This is a genomic window from Mucilaginibacter sp. P2_D11 (assembly GCF_056404435.1).
Window position 1 is genome coordinate 339,624 of the sequence record NZ_JBFUEA010000002.1, and the last position, 16,663, is coordinate 356,286.

The 16,663-nt window shown below is 47.1% G+C and carries 16 protein-coding genes and 1 tRNA gene; 4 read left to right on the forward strand and 13 right to left on the reverse strand.

Translation table 11 applies throughout. From position 1 onward, the window contains the following. The first annotated feature begins 15 nt into the window (after nt 1-15). On the forward strand, nt 16-588 hold the full coding sequence (gene def, locus AC1DXC_RS04425) for a peptide deformylase (RefSeq protein ID WP_477457928.1): 573 nt from the start codon (nt 16-18) through the stop codon (nt 586-588). Nucleotides 589-1,056: 468 nt separating this feature from the next. Here the strand turns inward: def and AC1DXC_RS04430 are convergent. Beyond that, a tRNA-Asp gene (locus AC1DXC_RS04430) sits at nt 1,057-1,168 on the reverse strand. A gap of 151 nt (nt 1,169-1,319) precedes the next feature. Between AC1DXC_RS04430 and AC1DXC_RS04435 the strand changes: the two genes are divergently transcribed. Continuing rightward, nucleotides 1,320-1,796 carry an Lrp/AsnC ligand binding domain-containing protein gene (locus AC1DXC_RS04435; protein ID WP_067188338.1) on the forward strand — a complete coding sequence of 159 codons (477 nt, stop codon included), beginning with the start codon at nt 1,320-1,322 and terminating at the stop codon, nt 1,794-1,796. A 152-nt stretch (nt 1,797-1,948) separates the two neighbouring features. Here AC1DXC_RS04435 and AC1DXC_RS04440 read toward each other — a convergent pair whose 3' ends face one another. From AC1DXC_RS04440 to AC1DXC_RS04465, 6 genes are all read right to left on the reverse strand, one after another. Then, nucleotides 1,949-3,136: a class I SAM-dependent rRNA methyltransferase gene (locus AC1DXC_RS04440; RefSeq protein WP_477457929.1), complete on the reverse strand. Its 1,188-nt coding sequence runs from the start codon at nt 3,134-3,136 to the stop codon at nt 1,949-1,951. 58 nt (nt 3,137-3,194) lie between these two features. Further along, a complete protein-coding gene (locus AC1DXC_RS04445) occupies nt 3,195-4,319 on the reverse strand; it encodes a hypothetical protein (protein WP_477457930.1) in 1,125 nt (374 codons plus the stop codon). A gap of 145 nt (nt 4,320-4,464) precedes the next feature. Next, nucleotides 4,465-5,601: a DUF6515 family protein gene (locus tag AC1DXC_RS04450; RefSeq protein WP_477457931.1), complete on the reverse strand. Its 1,137-nt coding sequence runs from the start codon at nt 5,599-5,601 to the stop codon at nt 4,465-4,467. Between the two features lie 239 nt (nt 5,602-5,840). Then, on the reverse strand, nt 5,841-6,299 hold the full coding sequence (locus tag AC1DXC_RS04455; protein ID WP_477457932.1) for a hypothetical protein: 459 nt from the start codon (nt 6,297-6,299) through the stop codon (nt 5,841-5,843). A gap of 69 nt (nt 6,300-6,368) precedes the next feature. Then, entirely contained in the window at nt 6,369-6,938 is a 570-nt protein-coding gene (locus tag AC1DXC_RS04460) for a thiamine diphosphokinase (protein WP_477457933.1), read from the reverse strand. 348 nt (nt 6,939-7,286) lie between these two features. Beyond that, nucleotides 7,287-9,266, reverse strand: a complete 1,980-nt coding sequence (locus tag AC1DXC_RS04465; RefSeq protein WP_477457934.1) for a glycoside hydrolase family 97 protein — start codon at nt 9,264-9,266, stop codon at nt 7,287-7,289. Nucleotides 9,267-9,489: 223 nt separating this feature from the next. Between AC1DXC_RS04465 and AC1DXC_RS04470 the strand changes: the two genes are divergently transcribed. Then, nucleotides 9,490-10,233: a hypothetical protein gene (locus AC1DXC_RS04470; RefSeq protein WP_477457935.1), complete on the forward strand. Its 744-nt coding sequence runs from the start codon at nt 9,490-9,492 to the stop codon at nt 10,231-10,233. Nucleotides 10,234-10,241: 8 nt separating this feature from the next. Here AC1DXC_RS04470 and AC1DXC_RS04475 read toward each other — a convergent pair whose 3' ends face one another. Both AC1DXC_RS04475 and AC1DXC_RS04480 read right to left on the reverse strand, forming a co-directional pair. Further along, nucleotides 10,242-11,252, reverse strand: a complete 1,011-nt coding sequence (locus AC1DXC_RS04475; protein WP_477457936.1) for a dipeptide epimerase — start codon at nt 11,250-11,252, stop codon at nt 10,242-10,244. A gap of 5 nt (nt 11,253-11,257) precedes the next feature. Further along, nucleotides 11,258-11,803 (reverse strand): hypothetical protein, encoded by a 546-nt coding sequence (locus AC1DXC_RS04480; protein ID WP_477457937.1) that lies wholly within the window; start codon nt 11,801-11,803, stop codon nt 11,258-11,260. Nucleotides 11,804-11,864: 61 nt separating this feature from the next. Here AC1DXC_RS04480 and AC1DXC_RS04485 point away from each other — a divergent pair, with 61 nt between their 5' ends. Continuing rightward, complete coding sequence (locus tag AC1DXC_RS04485; RefSeq protein ID WP_477457938.1) at nt 11,865-12,854, forward strand: hypothetical protein; 990 nt, start codon at nt 11,865-11,867, stop codon at nt 12,852-12,854. 325 nt (nt 12,855-13,179) lie between these two features. Here AC1DXC_RS04485 and AC1DXC_RS04490 read toward each other — a convergent pair whose 3' ends face one another. Genes AC1DXC_RS04490 through AC1DXC_RS04505 form a run of 4 tightly spaced genes read right to left on the reverse strand, consistent with a single transcriptional unit; the run spans nt 13,180 to nt 16,638 of the window. Next, nucleotides 13,180-13,785: a rhomboid family intramembrane serine protease gene (locus AC1DXC_RS04490; protein WP_477457939.1), complete on the reverse strand. Its 606-nt coding sequence runs from the start codon at nt 13,783-13,785 to the stop codon at nt 13,180-13,182. Then, nucleotides 13,782-15,527, reverse strand: coding sequence for a M14 family zinc carboxypeptidase (locus AC1DXC_RS04495; protein WP_477457940.1), 1,746 nt, complete (start codon nt 15,525-15,527; stop codon nt 13,782-13,784). Before AC1DXC_RS04495 ends, AC1DXC_RS04490 begins: the two co-directional genes overlap by 4 nt. A 33-nt stretch (nt 15,528-15,560) precedes the next feature. Then, the gene (locus AC1DXC_RS04500) at nt 15,561-15,962 is read right to left on the reverse strand and encodes an MmcQ/YjbR family DNA-binding protein (protein WP_477457941.1); all 402 of its coding nucleotides are present in this window, start codon (nt 15,960-15,962) and stop codon (nt 15,561-15,563) included. Next, nucleotides 15,919-16,638 carry a hypothetical protein gene (locus AC1DXC_RS04505; protein ID WP_477457942.1) on the reverse strand — a complete coding sequence of 240 codons (720 nt, stop codon included), beginning with the start codon at nt 16,636-16,638 and terminating at the stop codon, nt 15,919-15,921. Before AC1DXC_RS04505 ends, AC1DXC_RS04500 begins: the two co-directional genes overlap by 44 nt. Nucleotides 16,639-16,663: the final 25 nt, after the last annotated feature.

Consider the following 16,663-nt stretch of genomic DNA (forward strand, 5'->3'; position numbering starts at 1 on the left):
GCTTATTTTTGCAGGATGAAATATCCTATCGTAGCATACGGCGACCCGGTTTTGAGGCGTAAGGCCCCGGCTATTGAGCCTGATGAGTACCCACATATAAAAGAACTGGTTAGCAATATGTACGATACCATGTACGGCGCGCGCGGCGTTGGTCTGGCTGCCCCGCAAATAGGCATGAGCATGCGTTTATTCGTGGTGGATGTTTCGCCCTTCGATGATGAAGAGCCTGAGTTAGCGGGCTTTAAAAAGGCATTCATCAACGCCGAAATACTGGAAGAAACAGGCACCGAGTGGTCGTTCAACGAGGGGTGCCTCAGCATACCTGATATACGGGAGGATGTATCGCGCAAGCCGGTTATCCGCATGAGTTACTACGACGAGGACTGGAAACACCACGAAGCTACCTTTAAAGGTATGGCGGCCCGCGTTATACAGCACGAGTACGACCATATAGAAGGTAAGCTTTTTACCGATAAGCTAAGCCCCCTGCGCAAACGCCTGATTGAAAAAAAGCTGAACGATATCTCTAAAGGTGCCGTTGATGTTGATTACCGCATGAAATTCCCCGACGCCAAAAAGGGGCGGTAAGCGAAAACAGATTGCGGCAGCTGCCGGTTAATTTACGCTGTGAGCCAGGCAGCGAAATATGCTGCCTGCATTTCTGTACAATACTTTTGCCTAAACCTCCGGCCATCCCCCCTGCACGCTCATTAGCGAGTAAACCAGGTCATCCTTAAATCCTACGAGCTGCGGAGCCCTCTTGAGCACCGATAATAAATGATACGCGAAAAATCAGGGGGCGGAAAAAAACATTGAAAAATCAGCGAAAACAAAAACCTTATAAAACAGCAAAGCCCCTGATGGGCAGGGGCCTTTACTAACCAATTATAAACCTAAATTATGAGAAGAGCTGTAGGAGAAGGGGTCGAACCTTCACAGAGTGGTTATTCTTATTGCTAAGAGTTTCCCAATATCTCCGCCACCGCGACAAGGAGGTGTGTCTGCCAAAAATTTCACCATCCTACAGGATATAAACTAAACCTTGCGTTTAGCTTGCTGTTGGGGAAGGGTTCGAACCTTCACAGAGTGGTTAGCCCGCTTCGGGTTTTCCATTATCTCCGCCACCGCGACAAGGAGGTGTGTCTGCCAAAAATTTCACCACCCAACAATTTATTTTTTTAAAAGAACAATCAGCAATTCTCATTTGCTTAATACAAATTTAAAGGACTTTACCATTCCTTGCAAATATTTCAACAAAATATTTTTATTTTTACTTTAATTTTAATTAAACTTGTATTTGAATATAGATATTAAAATATATGCCTCACAGAAAACCCCAAAATTTAGAAATTGACAATCTGGATATACAAATTCTGTCGATTTTGATGAAAAATGCAACAACACCATATACGGAGATTGCAAAAGAGTTGATTGTTTCTGGCGGAACCATCCACGTTAGGATGAAAAAGCTGGAAGAATTGGGCGTGATAAAGGGTGCAAGCCTTGAAGTGAACCCGCAGAAGCTTGGGTATGACGTTACTGCGTTTTTAGGTATCTTTTTGGAAAAGGGCTCGCAGTACAACGAGGCGGTAAAACAGCTGAAAATGGTGCCCGAGATTGTGGAGCTGCACTACACCACAGGTAGCTGGAGTATCTTCGCCAAAATTGTTTGCCACGATACCAACCACCTGCGTGAGGTATTGAACGAGCAGATACAAAGCGTAAAGGGCATACAGCGTACCGAGACCTTTATTTCACTGGAAGAAAGCATCAAAAGGCAGATTACTTTGGAATAACGTTTACTTAAGTTTATCCGGTTGGCAGCGCCCCTCTGCCCTAAAATTTTGAAAATATCGAACAATGAAGCCTAATACTTCGCTGCTCGATATTTTTTTGCCCTAATGGAGCGTCATTGCCACGCTATCGCTCGCAAGGACGACGGGGCTGTTTACCACACCCTGCAAAGCAAGCCCTTCAAATATTCCCCTTCCGGGAAGGATGACCGCACAGGGTGATCTTCGGGCTGGTGAAACTGGTAAATGAACTGCACCTGCTTGCCTGCATCAAGCGCGGCCCAGGCCAGCACCTGTTTAAAGGTTTCCATATCCATAGCACCCGAGCAGGAGAAAGTGGCCAGCAGGCCACCGCTATTCAATAATTGCATGCCCAATCGGTTCAAATCTTTATAAGCCCGCGAAGCCCTATCCAATGCCGAGCGCGATGGCGCATACTTAGGCGGATCCAGCACAATGATATCGAATTTCTCTCCCTCGTCTCTAAATTTGCGCAACTGGGCGTTTACATCTGATTTGATGGCGCTATGCACCGATTCTCCAAAGCCATTCAGGCGGATATTTTCCGTTAAAGTTTCAATAGCCAGGGCCGAACTATCTACGCTGGTAACCGATGCTGCACCTTCGCGCAGGGCGTTCAGCGTAAAGCCGCCGGTATAGCTAAAGCAATCCAATATCTTCAGGCCTTCGGCGTAGCTAGCCAGCAGCTTGCGGTTATACCGCTGATCGCAGTAAAAGCCCGATTTTTGCCCTTCGGCGATGTTGATGCCGTAGGCGATGCCGTTTTCTTTTACCATCACCAGTTCGGGCGGTTGGCTGCCGGCAAGCAGCACGTTGGTGGTTTCCAGCCCTTCGTGCGCGCGCGATGTGGCATCGCTTTTATCGAATATGCTTAGCGGGTTAAGCAGGGCATTCAGTTCATCTATAATAACCGGCATGGCATCCTGCATGCCCGATGTAAGCACCTGTACAGCCAAATGGCCCGCGTATTTATCTACGATGAGGCCGGGCAGGTAATCAGACTCGCTGAAGATGAGGCGGCAGGTATCGGTGCTGCCATCGGCCAGGATATGGGCGCGCCCGGCAACAGCGGTGCGCACTTTTTCGCGGAACCAGGCATCGTCTACGGCCACCGTTTCGTCCCATTCCAGCAGGCGTACTGCCACGCGCGATTGGCTATTGTAAAACCCGTAAGCCAAAAAAGCATCCTGGCTGCTCAGCAGGCGTATGATCTCGCCATTGGCTGGTTTGCCTTTCACCTTTTCTATGGCGCCCGAAAACACCCAGGGGTGGCGGTGCAACACCGCTTTCTCTTTCCCCTTTTTTAATACCACATCAATCATGGGGCAAAGTTAAGAAACATAATATAGGGTGGGGAGAATAAAATGGAAGGCAAGATAGCTAAGCTGGCGTTTCTTCTTCGGGATAATGCAACAGCTCCCCGTGCCGGAAATAGTAAACGGCAGAAGTGGAAAATACATATGGCGATACGCTATCGCGGCGTATCGTATTTTCTTTGCGCTCAGCAGTCAAATCAAAAACAACTATAGTATCACCAGTAACAATACACACTTTCTCGTCGGTGAGGTAATGTGCTTCTACTATGCCAATATTATGATGAAGGTGTGTAGGGATGATTTTAGGTTCGAGTTGAGGCGACGCAAGGGAGTGTTCGAATATTACAATATTACCAGGAGAATTATACTGCAAGTAGCAAACCTTATCGCCCAATGAGTTGAATATTAAATGCATTGGATTGCCGTCGCCATAATCATCCAATGCGTAAACAATTTTCAGCGTATTCAAATCCGAAAGGTCTATAACGCGTGTAGAGGAAACGCCATAAGTTGGATTTTTACCGAAAAAACCAAATAGTTTTTTTTGCCGGTGGGTGGCGGGGTCCTCGATATATTCAAAGTCGCACTCTGCTGTTAATTGGATTTGTTCGTTATCCAATAGTTCTAACGAGTAAGCGGATTTGTTTTCGTAATTCCATACTAATACCGTTACATCGTAACCGGGATGATATTGATTCTGCATGTAGGTCAAAATCTGTCTATCGCCCAAAAGCCAAGAAGAACTCATTGGGCTTCTATCGCTTACTTCGAATTTATGTTCATGTATCAGCTCTCCTTTCAGGTTATAAAGCCGTAAAAAATTGCCAACGTAACGCGGCTTTCTTAGTTGGTCGGATTTTACATTCCAATCTAAAAAATCCGCAAAAACTCCTGCAACGAGAATAATTTCTTTCTCACAGTCCAATTCAAAGCCACAAAGCTGTTTGAGGGTTTTAAAGCCGGCAATATTGTCATCCTGCTTGTGAAGGTCGTCGCGTACCGGTTTATGAACGTAAAGCCACGAGTTTACAGTTTTGCATGCCAGGCCTTGTTTATCATGAATATCTATACAATACCTATCGTTTTTGATATGGAGGATAGCAAGTTTATCGCTTTTACTATCCCAGCATAGTTTTACAATATTGTAGTCATCCGTATCTATAGGGCGCATATCTGGTTTTTCTAACAAGATACAATAATTACGTCTCAGAAAATAATTCGAATTATAGCTATGAAGGAATTCCTTCGACAATTCTTGGCCTTTCAGAATCAGCCCTAAACAAAAAAGGCACCCCGCAATCCGGAGTACCCTTTCTTTATTATGTAATAACCTATTATTGTCCGCTTACAGCGTCATCGTCTGACGGTAAGCCAACTACTTTGTAAACGGTGTTGTTGTCCTCGTCCAATGCTTCCTGGAAGTAAGTACCATCCGGGGCAACGTAAAGTTTTTCGCCGTTTACCTTTATTTTGCGGCAATCTTGCGGCAACTGGTCAACCACATCACCAATTTTAAGCGGTGCATCGTTGCCCTGGTATGATTGATCGTCCTGGCCGTCGGCAGTATTCAGTTCGCCGTCTTTGCCGGCAACTTCGTACACCTGGGTGCCATCGTCTTTAGTAACTGCGCGGTAGTACACGCCATTGGCTTCGTAGTACTGCTCACCGTTGATAGTGATAGCTTCCGCGCCTGATGGCAAAGAGTTTACCTGTGCGCCCACTGGCGGCTCCACAACGGTATATTGGTTGTTATACTGGCGATAGTAAAGGCCATCGCTGTAGTAATATTGGTTATCGCCCCAATAGAAAGGGTAGTAACCGAATGGCAACACGCCTATGCTGAACCCGATGCGCGGGAAATAGTAAGAGTTATAATACCCACGGTAGTTATAGTAGCCACGGTTGAAATAACGCGGACCATAGTATGCGCGGCCCCATGTGCCGCCACGGTACACCCCGCCGCGATAAGTGCCGCCACGGTATGCATATGCGCCACGGCCATAGTTGCCGCCACGATTGCCGAAAGAGCCACGGCCGTAATTGCCACCACGGTAACCGTAGTTGCCGCCCGGCCTGTTGAAGCTACTATTTGGCCTGTTGAAGCCGCCGCCGTTTGGCCTGTTGTATTGGAAACCGCCGCCGTTTACGCGTGGGCTGCGGTTAAAGCCGCCGCCTTGCGAATAGCCGCCACGCTGTGGGGCCACGCCTACGCTGTTTGGCCTGTTGAAGCCACCACCGCCAGACGGGCGATTAAAGCTACCACCACCCGATGGACGGCTAAACCCACCACCAGATGGGCGACTGAAGCCTCCGCCGCCACGGCTAAACCCACCGCCCGACGAACCACCACCACCGCGACTAAAGCCGCCACCACCACCGCCGCCGCCTCTGCGTTGTGCAGCTGCAGGTAAAGCCAACGAGGCCAGTAAAAGGCCGCCGAAGGCTATCGAAAGGAATTTTTTATATGTCATCTTGTTTTGAATGATTGTTGTTGCCCGTTTTTACGCGGATATAATTACAGACTAAGATAACTATCAACGGTTTAATTGGTGTTAAATTATTTTTTGTGCCCGTAGAGGCGCAATATTTTGCGTCTGAGAGCGCCGCATAAAACCAAATGCGCTGTAATGAATAGCGAGAGACGCAAAATATTGCGTCTCTACGTTAATCTCACCGGCCACAGTAAATTATAGCCGTATCACCCAGAAGCTTACTTCTTCTTCAATTGCGATTTATCAATCACAACATAAATCGTATCGATGATATGGCCCTGGCGTTCAGGCTGGCTTTTGTTATTGAACAATGATGCCATATTTTTATCAAGCACTTCCACTTTTTCAATAAAATGGTTGGTTTCGCCACGGTTGTCGAACCAGTTTTTGCCCCGGGATTCGTGGTAGAGCAGTTTTACCTTCCAACCGTTTTGCGCAGCATCCAAAAGCGTCTTTACTACTTTAGGGTCCTCGTGGTCATTATCTATCGAAAAATCAAACGGCACGCTACTGTTCATGCCGGTTTGGGTTACATTAAGGTGCCCCTCGTACGATTTCCAGAAAACACCGGTGTTAGATACCTGCGTAATTACGCCAATGCGTTCGCCATTAGAGTAGTTTTCGGTACAGGATGCAAAAACGATTACGATGGCTGCAAGGAGTAAGATTTTTTTCATGTTGGTTATTTTAAAATTAGATGATTGGCGCAGTTATTTGTTACGCTAATACAGCTGGTTCAACGAGTGTTAAAGCTGCTCTGCTATGAAAAGGAAAGCCTGGCTAAATTGCAGCGTATAAAACCCATCGAGGGCAGTTTGATAAACCCCGTCGCTTACCTGGTTCAGCCCTTCGGTTTTTAAGCCGCTTGGCGCAGAAAGCAATTCCACCATCTCCCCCGCTGGTTTCCATTTTTTGAAGCCGCTAGTAACCGGAAATATCTTCCTCTCCCCGCAAAATATCACCAAGTTTATTTTATCCGCGTGTGCTTCAAAATCAGCCAGTACAAACTCATCGGTGATGATATTTACGGCGCCATAACCCGAAGCGATGAGGTAATCTAAAGCCGCTCTGATGATATCGCCGTTTCCGGTGGGGATTAATTTCACATCCGACTGCATCCCCGGTTCCGGCTCATCGGCTATTACGATGTCTATCTTAATGCCATAAGCGTTTATTTGCTCGGCAGTGGCTGGCGTGCAGATAACGGTTGGGCTCCACTCCAGCAGCTGGCCCAATAGTTCGGGGTCGAAGGTGTCTAACCCGAGGGCCAGTAGGGCAGGTTCCTGCTTTTCGCGTACGATGTGGTGCGACGACATTTTTATCAGATAGGTGTTATACAGGCAAAGGTAATCGAAATAAACAGCAATAAATTCGGCGCGACGACGGCCGCAGTTTATAAAAAACCGTCATGCTGAAATCTTTTCAGCACCCCATCATAAAAGTCACCGCTATGCGTGCCGCCTACTTGCCGTGTGGGGTGCCGAAATAAATTCGGCATGACGACGGGGGGTATTTTGTGAATAACCGTCATGCTGAAATCTTTTCAGCACTCCATCATAAAAGTAACCACTATGCTTAACCGCTATGCATGCCGCCCACCTGCCGTGTGGGGTGCCGAAATAAATTCGGCATGACGACGGGATGTTTTGTAAATAAATCGACCCTTAATTCAGTTTCTCAAACCTCGCTGCCCAACCGCCGCCGGAGGCCAGTTTTACCGTTAACTTATCTTTTGAAGTCAGCGTTACTTCCTTGCGCACATAATCGGTACCGTTACGGTCAGCATTTACGCCATCGCTAAAGATGATGGCTTTGTAGCTGCCTTCGCCCAGGAAAGACAGATCGATAGTTATTTCCCTGTCGTCCCAGTTGGTCATGGCGCCTAAGTACCAGGTAGTGCCTTTGCGGCGGGCAATGCTCACGAACTCGCCCACTTTGCCATCCAATGAAACGGTTTCATCGAAGGTGGTGGGTACCGATGCGATGTAATCCGTACTTTCCTGTTCTTTTTTGTAGGTGGTTGGGTTATCGGCCAGCATTTGCAAAGGCGCCTCGAAGATAGTGTACATCGCCAGCTGATGGGCGCGGGTGCCCTGTGTCATAGGGTTGCTGTTTACAGGGCGGAAGGCTCCCTTGTTGGCGTTGCGCATACCGCCGGGCGTATAATCTAACGGACCGGCCAGCATGCGGATATAGGGGATGCTCACATCATAGCCCGGTTGGTTATTTACGCCCCATTTCATGTTTTCGAGGCCTTTTACACCCTCGAAGTTGAGGATGTTGGGGAAAGTGCGCTGCAAACCCGATGGCTTGTACATGCCATGATAATCTACCAATAAGTGATGATTAGCGGCCTTTTGGGCAATATCGTACAAAGAGTTTACGGCAAACTGGTCGTCGCGGTCTATAAAATCTATCTTGAAACCCTTCACGCCCATTTTTTCATATTTATCGAACACGGCATCGGTTTGCTGCATGGTGGCAAACCAGCTTGCCCATAGTATGATGCCCACGTTGCGCTCCTTGCCGTAAGCAACCAGTTCTTCTATGTTGATATCGGGTGATATCTGGTTAAGGTCGGTATCTTTCGACCAGCCCTCGTCTATGATGATGTACTCCAATTTATTGGCCGCAGCAAAATCGATGTAGTACTTATAAGTGGGTACGTTGATACCCGCTTTAAAATCAACGCCCGTGATGTTCCAGTCGTTCCACCAGTCCCAGGCTACTTTGCCGGGTTTTATCCAGGTTTGGTCGGCCACGCGCGATGGCGATGCCAGCTTCTGAACCATATCGTTATCGGCAAGCTGTTTATCTTCGGTACTGATGATTACCGCCCGCCATGGGTACGAGCGCGTGCCGTCGGTTTTGGCCATGTATTCGGCGCGGCGCGTTACAATGTAGTTCATGTTGGCGTAGCCGCCTGCTGTTTGGTCGAGCGGGAAAGGCGCAAAGGTGCCGTGCAGGCTGTTGCCCTTGCCATTTGTAAGGTACATGCCGGGGTAATCTTCAATATCGGCTTCTAAAATGGCGGCTTTTAGGTTATCGTTTATTTTTACCAGCACGGGTAAAAATGCCAGCGTGTCTTTTTTTACTGCGGATACATTTACGGTATCGTAGTGCGCTTCGTAGGAGGTGTTCCATTTATCCTTGGCGCGGAAATCGTTCACGAAGGGCAGGTAGGCCTGGTTATCGGCAGCGAAATTGAAGTTCGCCTCCTCATCCTTCAGGGTAATGGTTTCCTTGAATTCCGTAGTGAACCGGTACGCAACGCCATCGTTATAGGCGCGGAAGATAAGCCCATAATCGCCATTGAACTTCAGGATAAGCTGATTGTAATTATCGTGTACCTTCTCCCTTTTGTAAATGGGGGTATTGAAGTATTCGTCCTTGCTGCTCGTCTTGTCGCTTTTTACTACGGCATTGAGGCCCAATACCGAGCCGTTGCCCAAAACCAGCGATACGTTAGATGGCGTGATCACGTCCGCCTCCGCGTATTTTACCGCCCAGTTGATGGTGGCGCCGGCGTTAACGGTCATATCTATTTTACCATCCGGAGATTTGATGTGGTAGGTTTTGGTTGGTGTTTGGGCGTTTGCAAAAAAGGGCAGCGCGGCCAGCAGCAATAAGATTCGTGATTTCATGGGCGAACGATAAAAATGGTGCGATGAAATTAAATGTTTTATTGTTATAACGACAATTAATATTTAACGATTTGTAGTTTGATTTTGCCATTAATAAGATATGTTGCTTTAAGACTATAACATATGTTGCTTATTTAACTAAATCTGTTATAGCTAACGGTTAAATTTATAATTAAGCTAAAATGAAGACAACTGGTAATCCCATGAAAACAAAAAATGATTTTTGTTAACTATATTAGCATTAATTATGACGCTTGCCGCTTGGGGAATTATAATAGCTGTTTTAATTGGTGTCAGTCAGATACCAAAGCCCGCTGAGCGATCCTTTAAAGGGTGGAAAAAATTCAAGTATTTAATGATTCTTACACTAGTCATAATTGCAGGAATAATAAATTTTATTATAGAGTCAAATAAAAAAGAACCCACAACAGATGTTCCGAGTTTTTCTCGTATTATCCCTATAAATATTATAAAAAAAGAAAAAGATACCGTCAAAGTCTTTCAAAAAAACGAGTTTCCGGTTGTCAAACCTATGGTGGCAATAGTTCCGGGAAGTCCAGAATTTAAACCGATTAACCGCAAATCTGAACACACTTATGATATAATTATTTCGATAGCCGTGCTTAATGAGGGTGTTATCAGAGATATTAAATTTCGAGTAGATTTAATATCTCGAAAATATGGGCATTTTCATATAGACCCTGGCACTGGCGAAAAATTCCGTGTAGTACCTGGAGGAAACAAAGCAATTTTACCTTATTGGGGGATACCCGTTAATGCGATAAAACAGGACTCAGTATTTATTAAAGCCTATGCTTGGTATAGTTACGGAAAAAGCAATAAAGCGCATTTAATCACAAACTCTTTTTTTATCACTGACGACGTCATGACAGGAATAAAATCTACAGATATAGATAGTGCCAATATTTATTTCGATAAAGTAGCTCGAGTTAAAAGTCGTTTGTAATTAGGTTCTCATCCCTCTATCCCCAACCCCGGCATATCGCTCAACATCCACTTCCCATCAATAAACTCCGGCAGTTTGTAGGGATTATTACTCGTGAGGAACGGCCCATCCAAATCTGCGAAATCGCATTGTGGGGCAAGGGCGGCGGCGGCGAGGGTGGCGCAGCTGGTTTCGGTCATGCAGCCTATCATTACCTTCAGGCCAAGTTCGCGGGCTTTATCCAGCATCAGCTTGGCTTCGTGCATCCCGGCAGATTTCATTAGTTTGATATTAATGCCATGGTAAACGCCATTGGCTTTCTCTACATCGGGCAGGCGTTGCACGGCTTCATCGCCAATAAGCGGGAGCGGACTATGCTCGGTAAGCCAGGCGTTGCTATCCACGTCGGTTTTCAGCATCGGTTGTTCTATCAAAACCACGCCCTGTTCTTTTAGCCAGTAAACCAGGTCGAGGCTTTGCTTGCGGTCGGTCCAGCCCTGGTTGGCATCTACAAAGAGCGGTACGTTGGTTACCGAGCGTATGGTTTGGATGATCTCCTTATCGTTATCGCGCCCCAGCTTTACTTTGATGATCTTGAAATCGGCGGCCTCCTTCAGTTTTTGGATGATGACCTCTTTGGTATCTATCCCGATGGTAAAACTGGTGATGGGCATCTTGGCCGGATCAGTGCCCAGCAGCTCCCAGCAGGGCTTGCCTTGCAGCTTGCCATCCAGATCGTGCAGGGCAATATCAATGCCCGCTTTTATGGCGGGGTTACCCGGCGCGAGGCTGTCCAGGTAGGCGGTAATCGCGCTATAATCGAACGGATATTTAAATTCTGCGGCATCAACCTTAGCTAAAAATTCCTTAGCGGTTTCGTAGCTCTCGCCCATATAGGGCACCATAGAGGCCTCGCCGTAGCCGGTGTGACCCTCGTGCGCAACCTGCAGCAGCATAACCGGTGTAGAGGTGCGCGAGAATTTGGCGATGGTAAAAGTGTGTTTTAGCTGTAGCTCGAAGGGCTGGTAAGTAAGCTTCATGATGGTTAAGCGTCGGGTTTTATCATCAGTTCCCAGTAAATGCCCATTTGGCCGCGGTTATGGAATGTGCCTGCGGGCTGCACGGCGGGGAACTTCTTTTTAGAAATATCTATAGTTTGTACGAATTGTGTCAACTCGGGGAGTTTATGTTCAACGAATTGCAGGATGGCGTAATCCCAAACGGCGTAATGGCTTAGCATCCAGGCAAACTCTGCATCGAACTTGCCCTGTTTCATATAGTCGTTCAGAATTTTGTACGATTCAAAAATAACGTCTTCGTCCAAATCGTCTATCCCTGTGAGCCAGTCAGGTTCTACTATCGATTCCCAATTCAGATAAACCAACCTTTTGATTGCTTCGAGCCTTGTGGCTTCATCCTCTGCTTCATGGAAAATGCGGAGGTATTCGCTATGGATGGCCTTATAATTATCCAATATTAACATATCGTCCTGCCACTCATCTTTGGTGGATGAATTGCCGTTTAAACGATATTGTGTCCGCTTGTAAATCTCGTGCTCGTTTTGCGAGAGGCTTAAGAGGGATAAAGTCATTTTTACTACATAAAACCCAAAGCTAAAATAATAAGTCTGAAACCTGCTTATCTTTGCCGCCATGGCGGCACAAATTTACCACCCCTTCAGCACCTTCAATTTCAGCAACACCAAATGTTTTTTAACGGGGGATACCTTAAGCAGCGCCGAAGAAAAGATACAGGTGTTTCCGCAATGGCTGATGAGCCGTTATAGCCTGGAGGATAAGCCCTTTAAGCTGCTCGACGAAAGCATTGCTACCTATAAGGATCTGAAGATCCCCTGCTCTGCGGCCGTAAATGAAAACTACCTGGAGCCGTTGGAAGCGGAGATTGCCGCCGCATTTGCCCTCGGCTACGAGGGGGTAAAAGCTTTGGACGAACTGAGGCTTTTCCAATGGGTATGCAAACTTTTGTACGGTATTGTTTTTAACGAATTGCAGGCCGGCATAAAGCTTCAGCATGCACAGGGCGAAGAGTTCAACATCTCGCAATCCATCATCCATAAATTCAGCCACCTGCACCTGATGCTGCAGAGCATCAACCTGCCCATAACTTTTGATGGTTTTAAGCCCTACAGCCTGTTTTTGTTTAAGGTGGATAATCATGCCGAAGAGTTTGGCTATCGTGACGAGATAAACACTCAAACCTTTGCCCTGCGCGTAGGCGATTTTGGACTGGTGATGTGCCTGCAGGATAACGGCGCCAACGGCAGCTACCACCGCGAGCTTTATGAGCAACTGAAAAACGATACGCTGCACCCCATCCAATTCGAAGAGTTTTCGGCGAGGGTGTTTTATTCTAATTACCTGTTCAACCGCCTGCCCGAGTATGAGGTGATGCCGGTTGGAGAAGATATTTTCGTGGAGGCTATGCCCCTGCGCGGCATCAGCAGTAAACCGCTATTCGACGACTGGACCAACAAAACTTACGGACAAGTGCTGGAAAGCTTCTGGAAGAACTGGGGCTTTTTGCTTCTGGAAATCATCAAAAACCCCAACCAGCCCATCAGCTTTTTGTTCGATGCCGATGGTGAGCGCATCCCGGCTTCGGACATTACGCTGCACCCTTAAAGCAGAGGCCCGTGCCATTTCCAAAGCTGGAATTTCCTGGAAAACCATGCGTGAAAAGGTATGATTTATTGGAAAAAGCTGGAAATTTTTTTGCGATTCCAGGCCTTCAATTGCGTAAAAATAGACGCTCCGCTCAACTAAGGGCATTATGATTTTCTTCGAAAAACACCAAAAAACTCCGAAAAACACAGGTTTTTTAAGGGTTTTTGTAAAAATTAAGGGGCTTCAAAAATAAAAATATGGGATGTCGACGCTCCTGGATGTCGGCGCAATCCTAAACATTTTTTCAATTTTCTATAAAACAAAAACTGGAAAAAATACCCCCCTAAAACTGGTTAACGAATTCGCTGATGATGGTATGGTGGAGGATAATGGTAATCAGGATACCGCTCAGCGCGCCAAATAAGTGCGCATCGTGGTTGATGTTATCGCGGGCGTGCTTTGCTGCAAAATGGCAATAAACCAGGTACAAAGCGCCAAAAATGTATGCCTTTATCGGGATGGGGATAAACAGCAAATTCAAATCTGCCTTTGGATGAAATAAAATAAAGCTGAAGAGCGCCGCGCTGATAGCACCCGAAGCGCCCAGGCTGTTATACCACGAGTCGTCCTTATGTTTTTGGATGGATGGCAAATCGGCCAGGATCATGCTCACGAAATACAGCACGCCAAACTGCCAGTGCCCCAGCATCGCTTCCAGCTGAAAAGCAAAGAAGTAGAAGGATAACATGTTGAAAAGCAGGTGGTTCCAGTCCGCGTGTATCAAGCCGCTGGTGATGATGGTGAAAACCCGGTGCCCGCGCGATACTTCGTAGGGGTTGAGGATAAATTTGGCGTAGATATTAGGGTCGGAAAATGCCCATAGCGATGTGGCCAGCGTTAGTACAAAAATTACCGATGCCACGGGGGCCATCGTAAGGTATTCCATCATTTCAGGTCGAGTTTAGTATCAGTTAGTAACCTGCCTACGGGGTAGCGCAGGTAAGTCTTTTCGAAATAGGGCGAATTGCGGTAAACGAAATTAAGCTGTGCATCGGCGTTGCCGGCCAGTTTGGGGTCTTTTGCTTTTTCCTCATCCAACTTCTTGCGCAATTCAGGGTCGGTTTTTAGCAGCGCGGCCGCAATATCCTCAAAAACATAATCAGAGAAGTATTCCTTCTGCCCCAACACCGAATCGAAGAAGTTCCAGGCGAAGAACGAATCTACGCCCTGCGGCTCCAGCGTTTCTACTATGTAACGGTTGATGGGCTGGTTTGCATATACCACGTAATCGCCGGCGTAAAATTTAATTTTGCTATCTACCGGGGTAAGCTTTACGCCGGTATGGATATAATGCCCCTCGTAAGGCCGTGTGCCGGTTTTGTAATCGGCAATGTAATACATCTGCAAGTTCAGCGTGGTATCGTGCGTCAGCCGCTTCATCGCCACCCGGTTCAATTTAAACAGGTCTATTACCTTGCCCCAGGCCTGCGGTATAACGTAGGCAACGGGTTTATCTACTGTTACGGTAGCCTTGTAAGTGTTGAAGAATTTGATGGTTTTGGTGTAGGGCTTGTTGCGGTCGTAATACAAACGGGGAAGGCCGCTTACTTCGCTGGGTTTATATGCCGCCTGGTAGCCTTTAAAGGTAATGGTATCTACCTTGCTTTGGTCCAGGGCCCAGGCCAGAGAGAAAGATTTTTGCTTGCTTACCTGGGCGTCAATCTTTTTGCGCAACTCGCCTATGGTTTTGGCATCGCGCTGGCAAATGGCTATCAGCTGCTCCATAAAGTTGTAGGTGGCATACAGGCGTTTGTCGAAGGGTTTCAGCATATGCGTCTCCGTCATATAGCTGATCATATTGTGCTGGGCGGCAAAACCAGTAGAAAACCTTGGCGTTTCCATAAAACTTACAATACCGCTATCCGGCAGGCCGCTTTCGCCTGCGCCGTAGGGGATCATCTCAAAACCGCTTTTCTTCATACCCTTGTATAAGTCGGCGGTCATAACTTTGGCGGTATAATCGGCTAGTAAAGGGTTTTGCTTGTCTTTTTGTGTTTCTATCAGCGTCATTACGTACTGGTAGTCGGCACCATCGCTTACGTGGTTATCCAGCAGTACTTCGGGCTGCCAGGTATTGAGTATCTGCGTAAAGGCGAGGGCGTTGCGGCTATCGGCTTTGATAAAATCTCGATTAAGGTCCAGGTTACGGTAGTTGCCACGGAAACCATAAGCATCGGGCCCGTTCTGGTTGGCGCGCGAGTGGCCACGGTTCATGTTGCCATCAATATTATATACCGCTATAATGCATATCACCACATCTTTGGGCAGCTTGTTGCCTTTAAGGAGATCGCGCGTAAGCATCATGCTGGCATCGATGCCTTCGGGCTCGCCGGGGTGTATGCCGTTGTTGATCAGCAGCACGCGTTTGCCCTGTTTTTTGATGAGTGCAGGGTTGAATACTCTATCCTTCGATAGCACTATCAGTGTTAATGGCTTGCCCACATCCGTCATCCCATAATCAATCATGCGCATCTGCGGATATAGCTTCGCCAGTTTTTGGTAATAAGCAATAGCTTCGGCATGCGTAGCCGAGTAGTTTTTATCCTTGCTTAGTTCAAAAGGGGTGAGCTGGGCGTTTGCCTGCGTAAAAAGAAATAGGCAAAGCAGCAGGGCCGGTATTTTCTTCATCATGTTGCGGCAAATATAAGGCGCATGTTGCGGCAATTATTGGTTAGCGGCTATTTCGGCCTGTAACTTTTTGGGGAGGCTTTTCAGCACCAGATCGTACGAATGATCTATCAACTCTAACAGCTGCTTGCGCGTAAGCGAGCCGCCCATAAAAACGGTGTTCCAATGCACTTTGCTCATGTGGTAGCCGGGCTGTACTTCGGCGTATTGTTCCCTCAGCTCTATCGCGCGCTCCGGGTCGCATTTGGCGTTGAAGTGCTGCCCATCGGCGAGGCCTATCAGTAAGAACATCTTGCCCGCAACTTTAAACACCAGCGTATCTTCTCCAAAGGGGAATCCTTCTTCAACCGCAGGCAAAGCAAGGCAATAATCGCGCAGCTCTTCGATATTCAACTCAATTCCCCCCGATAGATTTATCGTAACTGGTTTGGTGGCCAAAATTGTATTTAAAGCCTATGCTAATCTGGCGGTACTGATCCAGCGCGTTATTCTTGAATTTTGAGGTAGGGTCATCGTACCCATCCAAGCCCTCGCCAAAAGTAACGTTGTGCTGGTAGCCCAGGTCTATGGCAAACTTAGGCACGCCGTAATAATCGTATATCTTAAACTCGTAGCCAAAACGCAGTGGCACGATCATGTTGGTCGTTTTATCGGCGCCGGGAAAACGGTAGCTCGGGTCGATAAGGCTGTAGCGATTGGTGGCTACATTATTAAAAATAACACCCACGCCTATGCCGGCATAAAAATTCTTGACGATGTTTAGGAAATCGCTACGGTAATAATCGATGGCATCGCCCAGCTGATAGTTGAGGTGCAGCATCAGCACTTTATATTTGTTCTCGAATTTGCGGGTATCTTTGTCCTCGGCTACGGTATTGCCCCCACCCCTGAGTTTGCCAACCTGGAATTCCAGCACGATAGGCATATATGGGTTGTAGTAATAGGTAAAATCGCCATGGTAAGCCTGGTTGTTAAACCCTTTTTTCAGATCGGCCAGGGGGTGTACCAGGCCGGCACCGGCACCTATGCCGAAGCTATTATAATTGTAGCCGGACTGGGCCCAAGCCTTGCCAAAAGCAAATACGACAGCAACAAATAAAATATACTTTTTCAAACTAATTGAGTTAAGATTATTCACA

Excerpts from the sequence above, each read along its gene's own strand:
- AC1DXC_RS04455 (WP_477457932.1), bottom strand. The coding sequence starts at position 6,299 with ATGAAAAAAATCTTACTCCTTGCAGCCATCGTAATCGTTTTTGCATCC.
- def (WP_477457928.1), top strand. The coding sequence starts at position 16 with ATGAAATATCCTATCGTAGCATACGGCGACCCGGTTTTGAGGCGTAAG.
- AC1DXC_RS04475 (WP_477457936.1), bottom strand. The coding sequence starts at position 11,252 with ATGAAGCTTACTTACCAGCCCTTCGAGCTACAGCTAAAACACACTTTT.
- AC1DXC_RS04490 (WP_477457939.1), bottom strand. The coding sequence starts at position 13,785 with ATGATGGAATACCTTACGATGGCCCCCGTGGCATCGGTAATTTTTGTA.
- AC1DXC_RS04460 (WP_477457933.1), bottom strand. The coding sequence starts at position 6,938 with ATGTCGTCGCACCACATCGTACGCGAAAAGCAGGAACCTGCCCTACTG.
- AC1DXC_RS04440 (WP_477457929.1), bottom strand. The coding sequence starts at position 3,136 with ATGATTGATGTGGTATTAAAAAAGGGGAAAGAGAAAGCGGTGTTGCAC.
- AC1DXC_RS04465 (WP_477457934.1), bottom strand. The coding sequence starts at position 9,266 with ATGAAATCACGAATCTTATTGCTGCTGGCCGCGCTGCCCTTTTTTGCA.
- AC1DXC_RS04480 (WP_477457937.1), bottom strand. The coding sequence starts at position 11,803 with ATGACTTTATCCCTCTTAAGCCTCTCGCAAAACGAGCACGAGATTTAC.
- AC1DXC_RS04450 (WP_477457931.1), bottom strand. The coding sequence starts at position 5,601 with ATGACATATAAAAAATTCCTTTCGATAGCCTTCGGCGGCCTTTTACTG.
- AC1DXC_RS04435 (WP_067188338.1), top strand. The coding sequence starts at position 1,320 with ATGCCTCACAGAAAACCCCAAAATTTAGAAATTGACAATCTGGATATA.
- AC1DXC_RS04485 (WP_477457938.1), top strand. The coding sequence starts at position 11,865 with ATGGCGGCACAAATTTACCACCCCTTCAGCACCTTCAATTTCAGCAAC.
- AC1DXC_RS04495 (WP_477457940.1), bottom strand. The coding sequence starts at position 15,527 with ATGATGAAGAAAATACCGGCCCTGCTGCTTTGCCTATTTCTTTTTACG.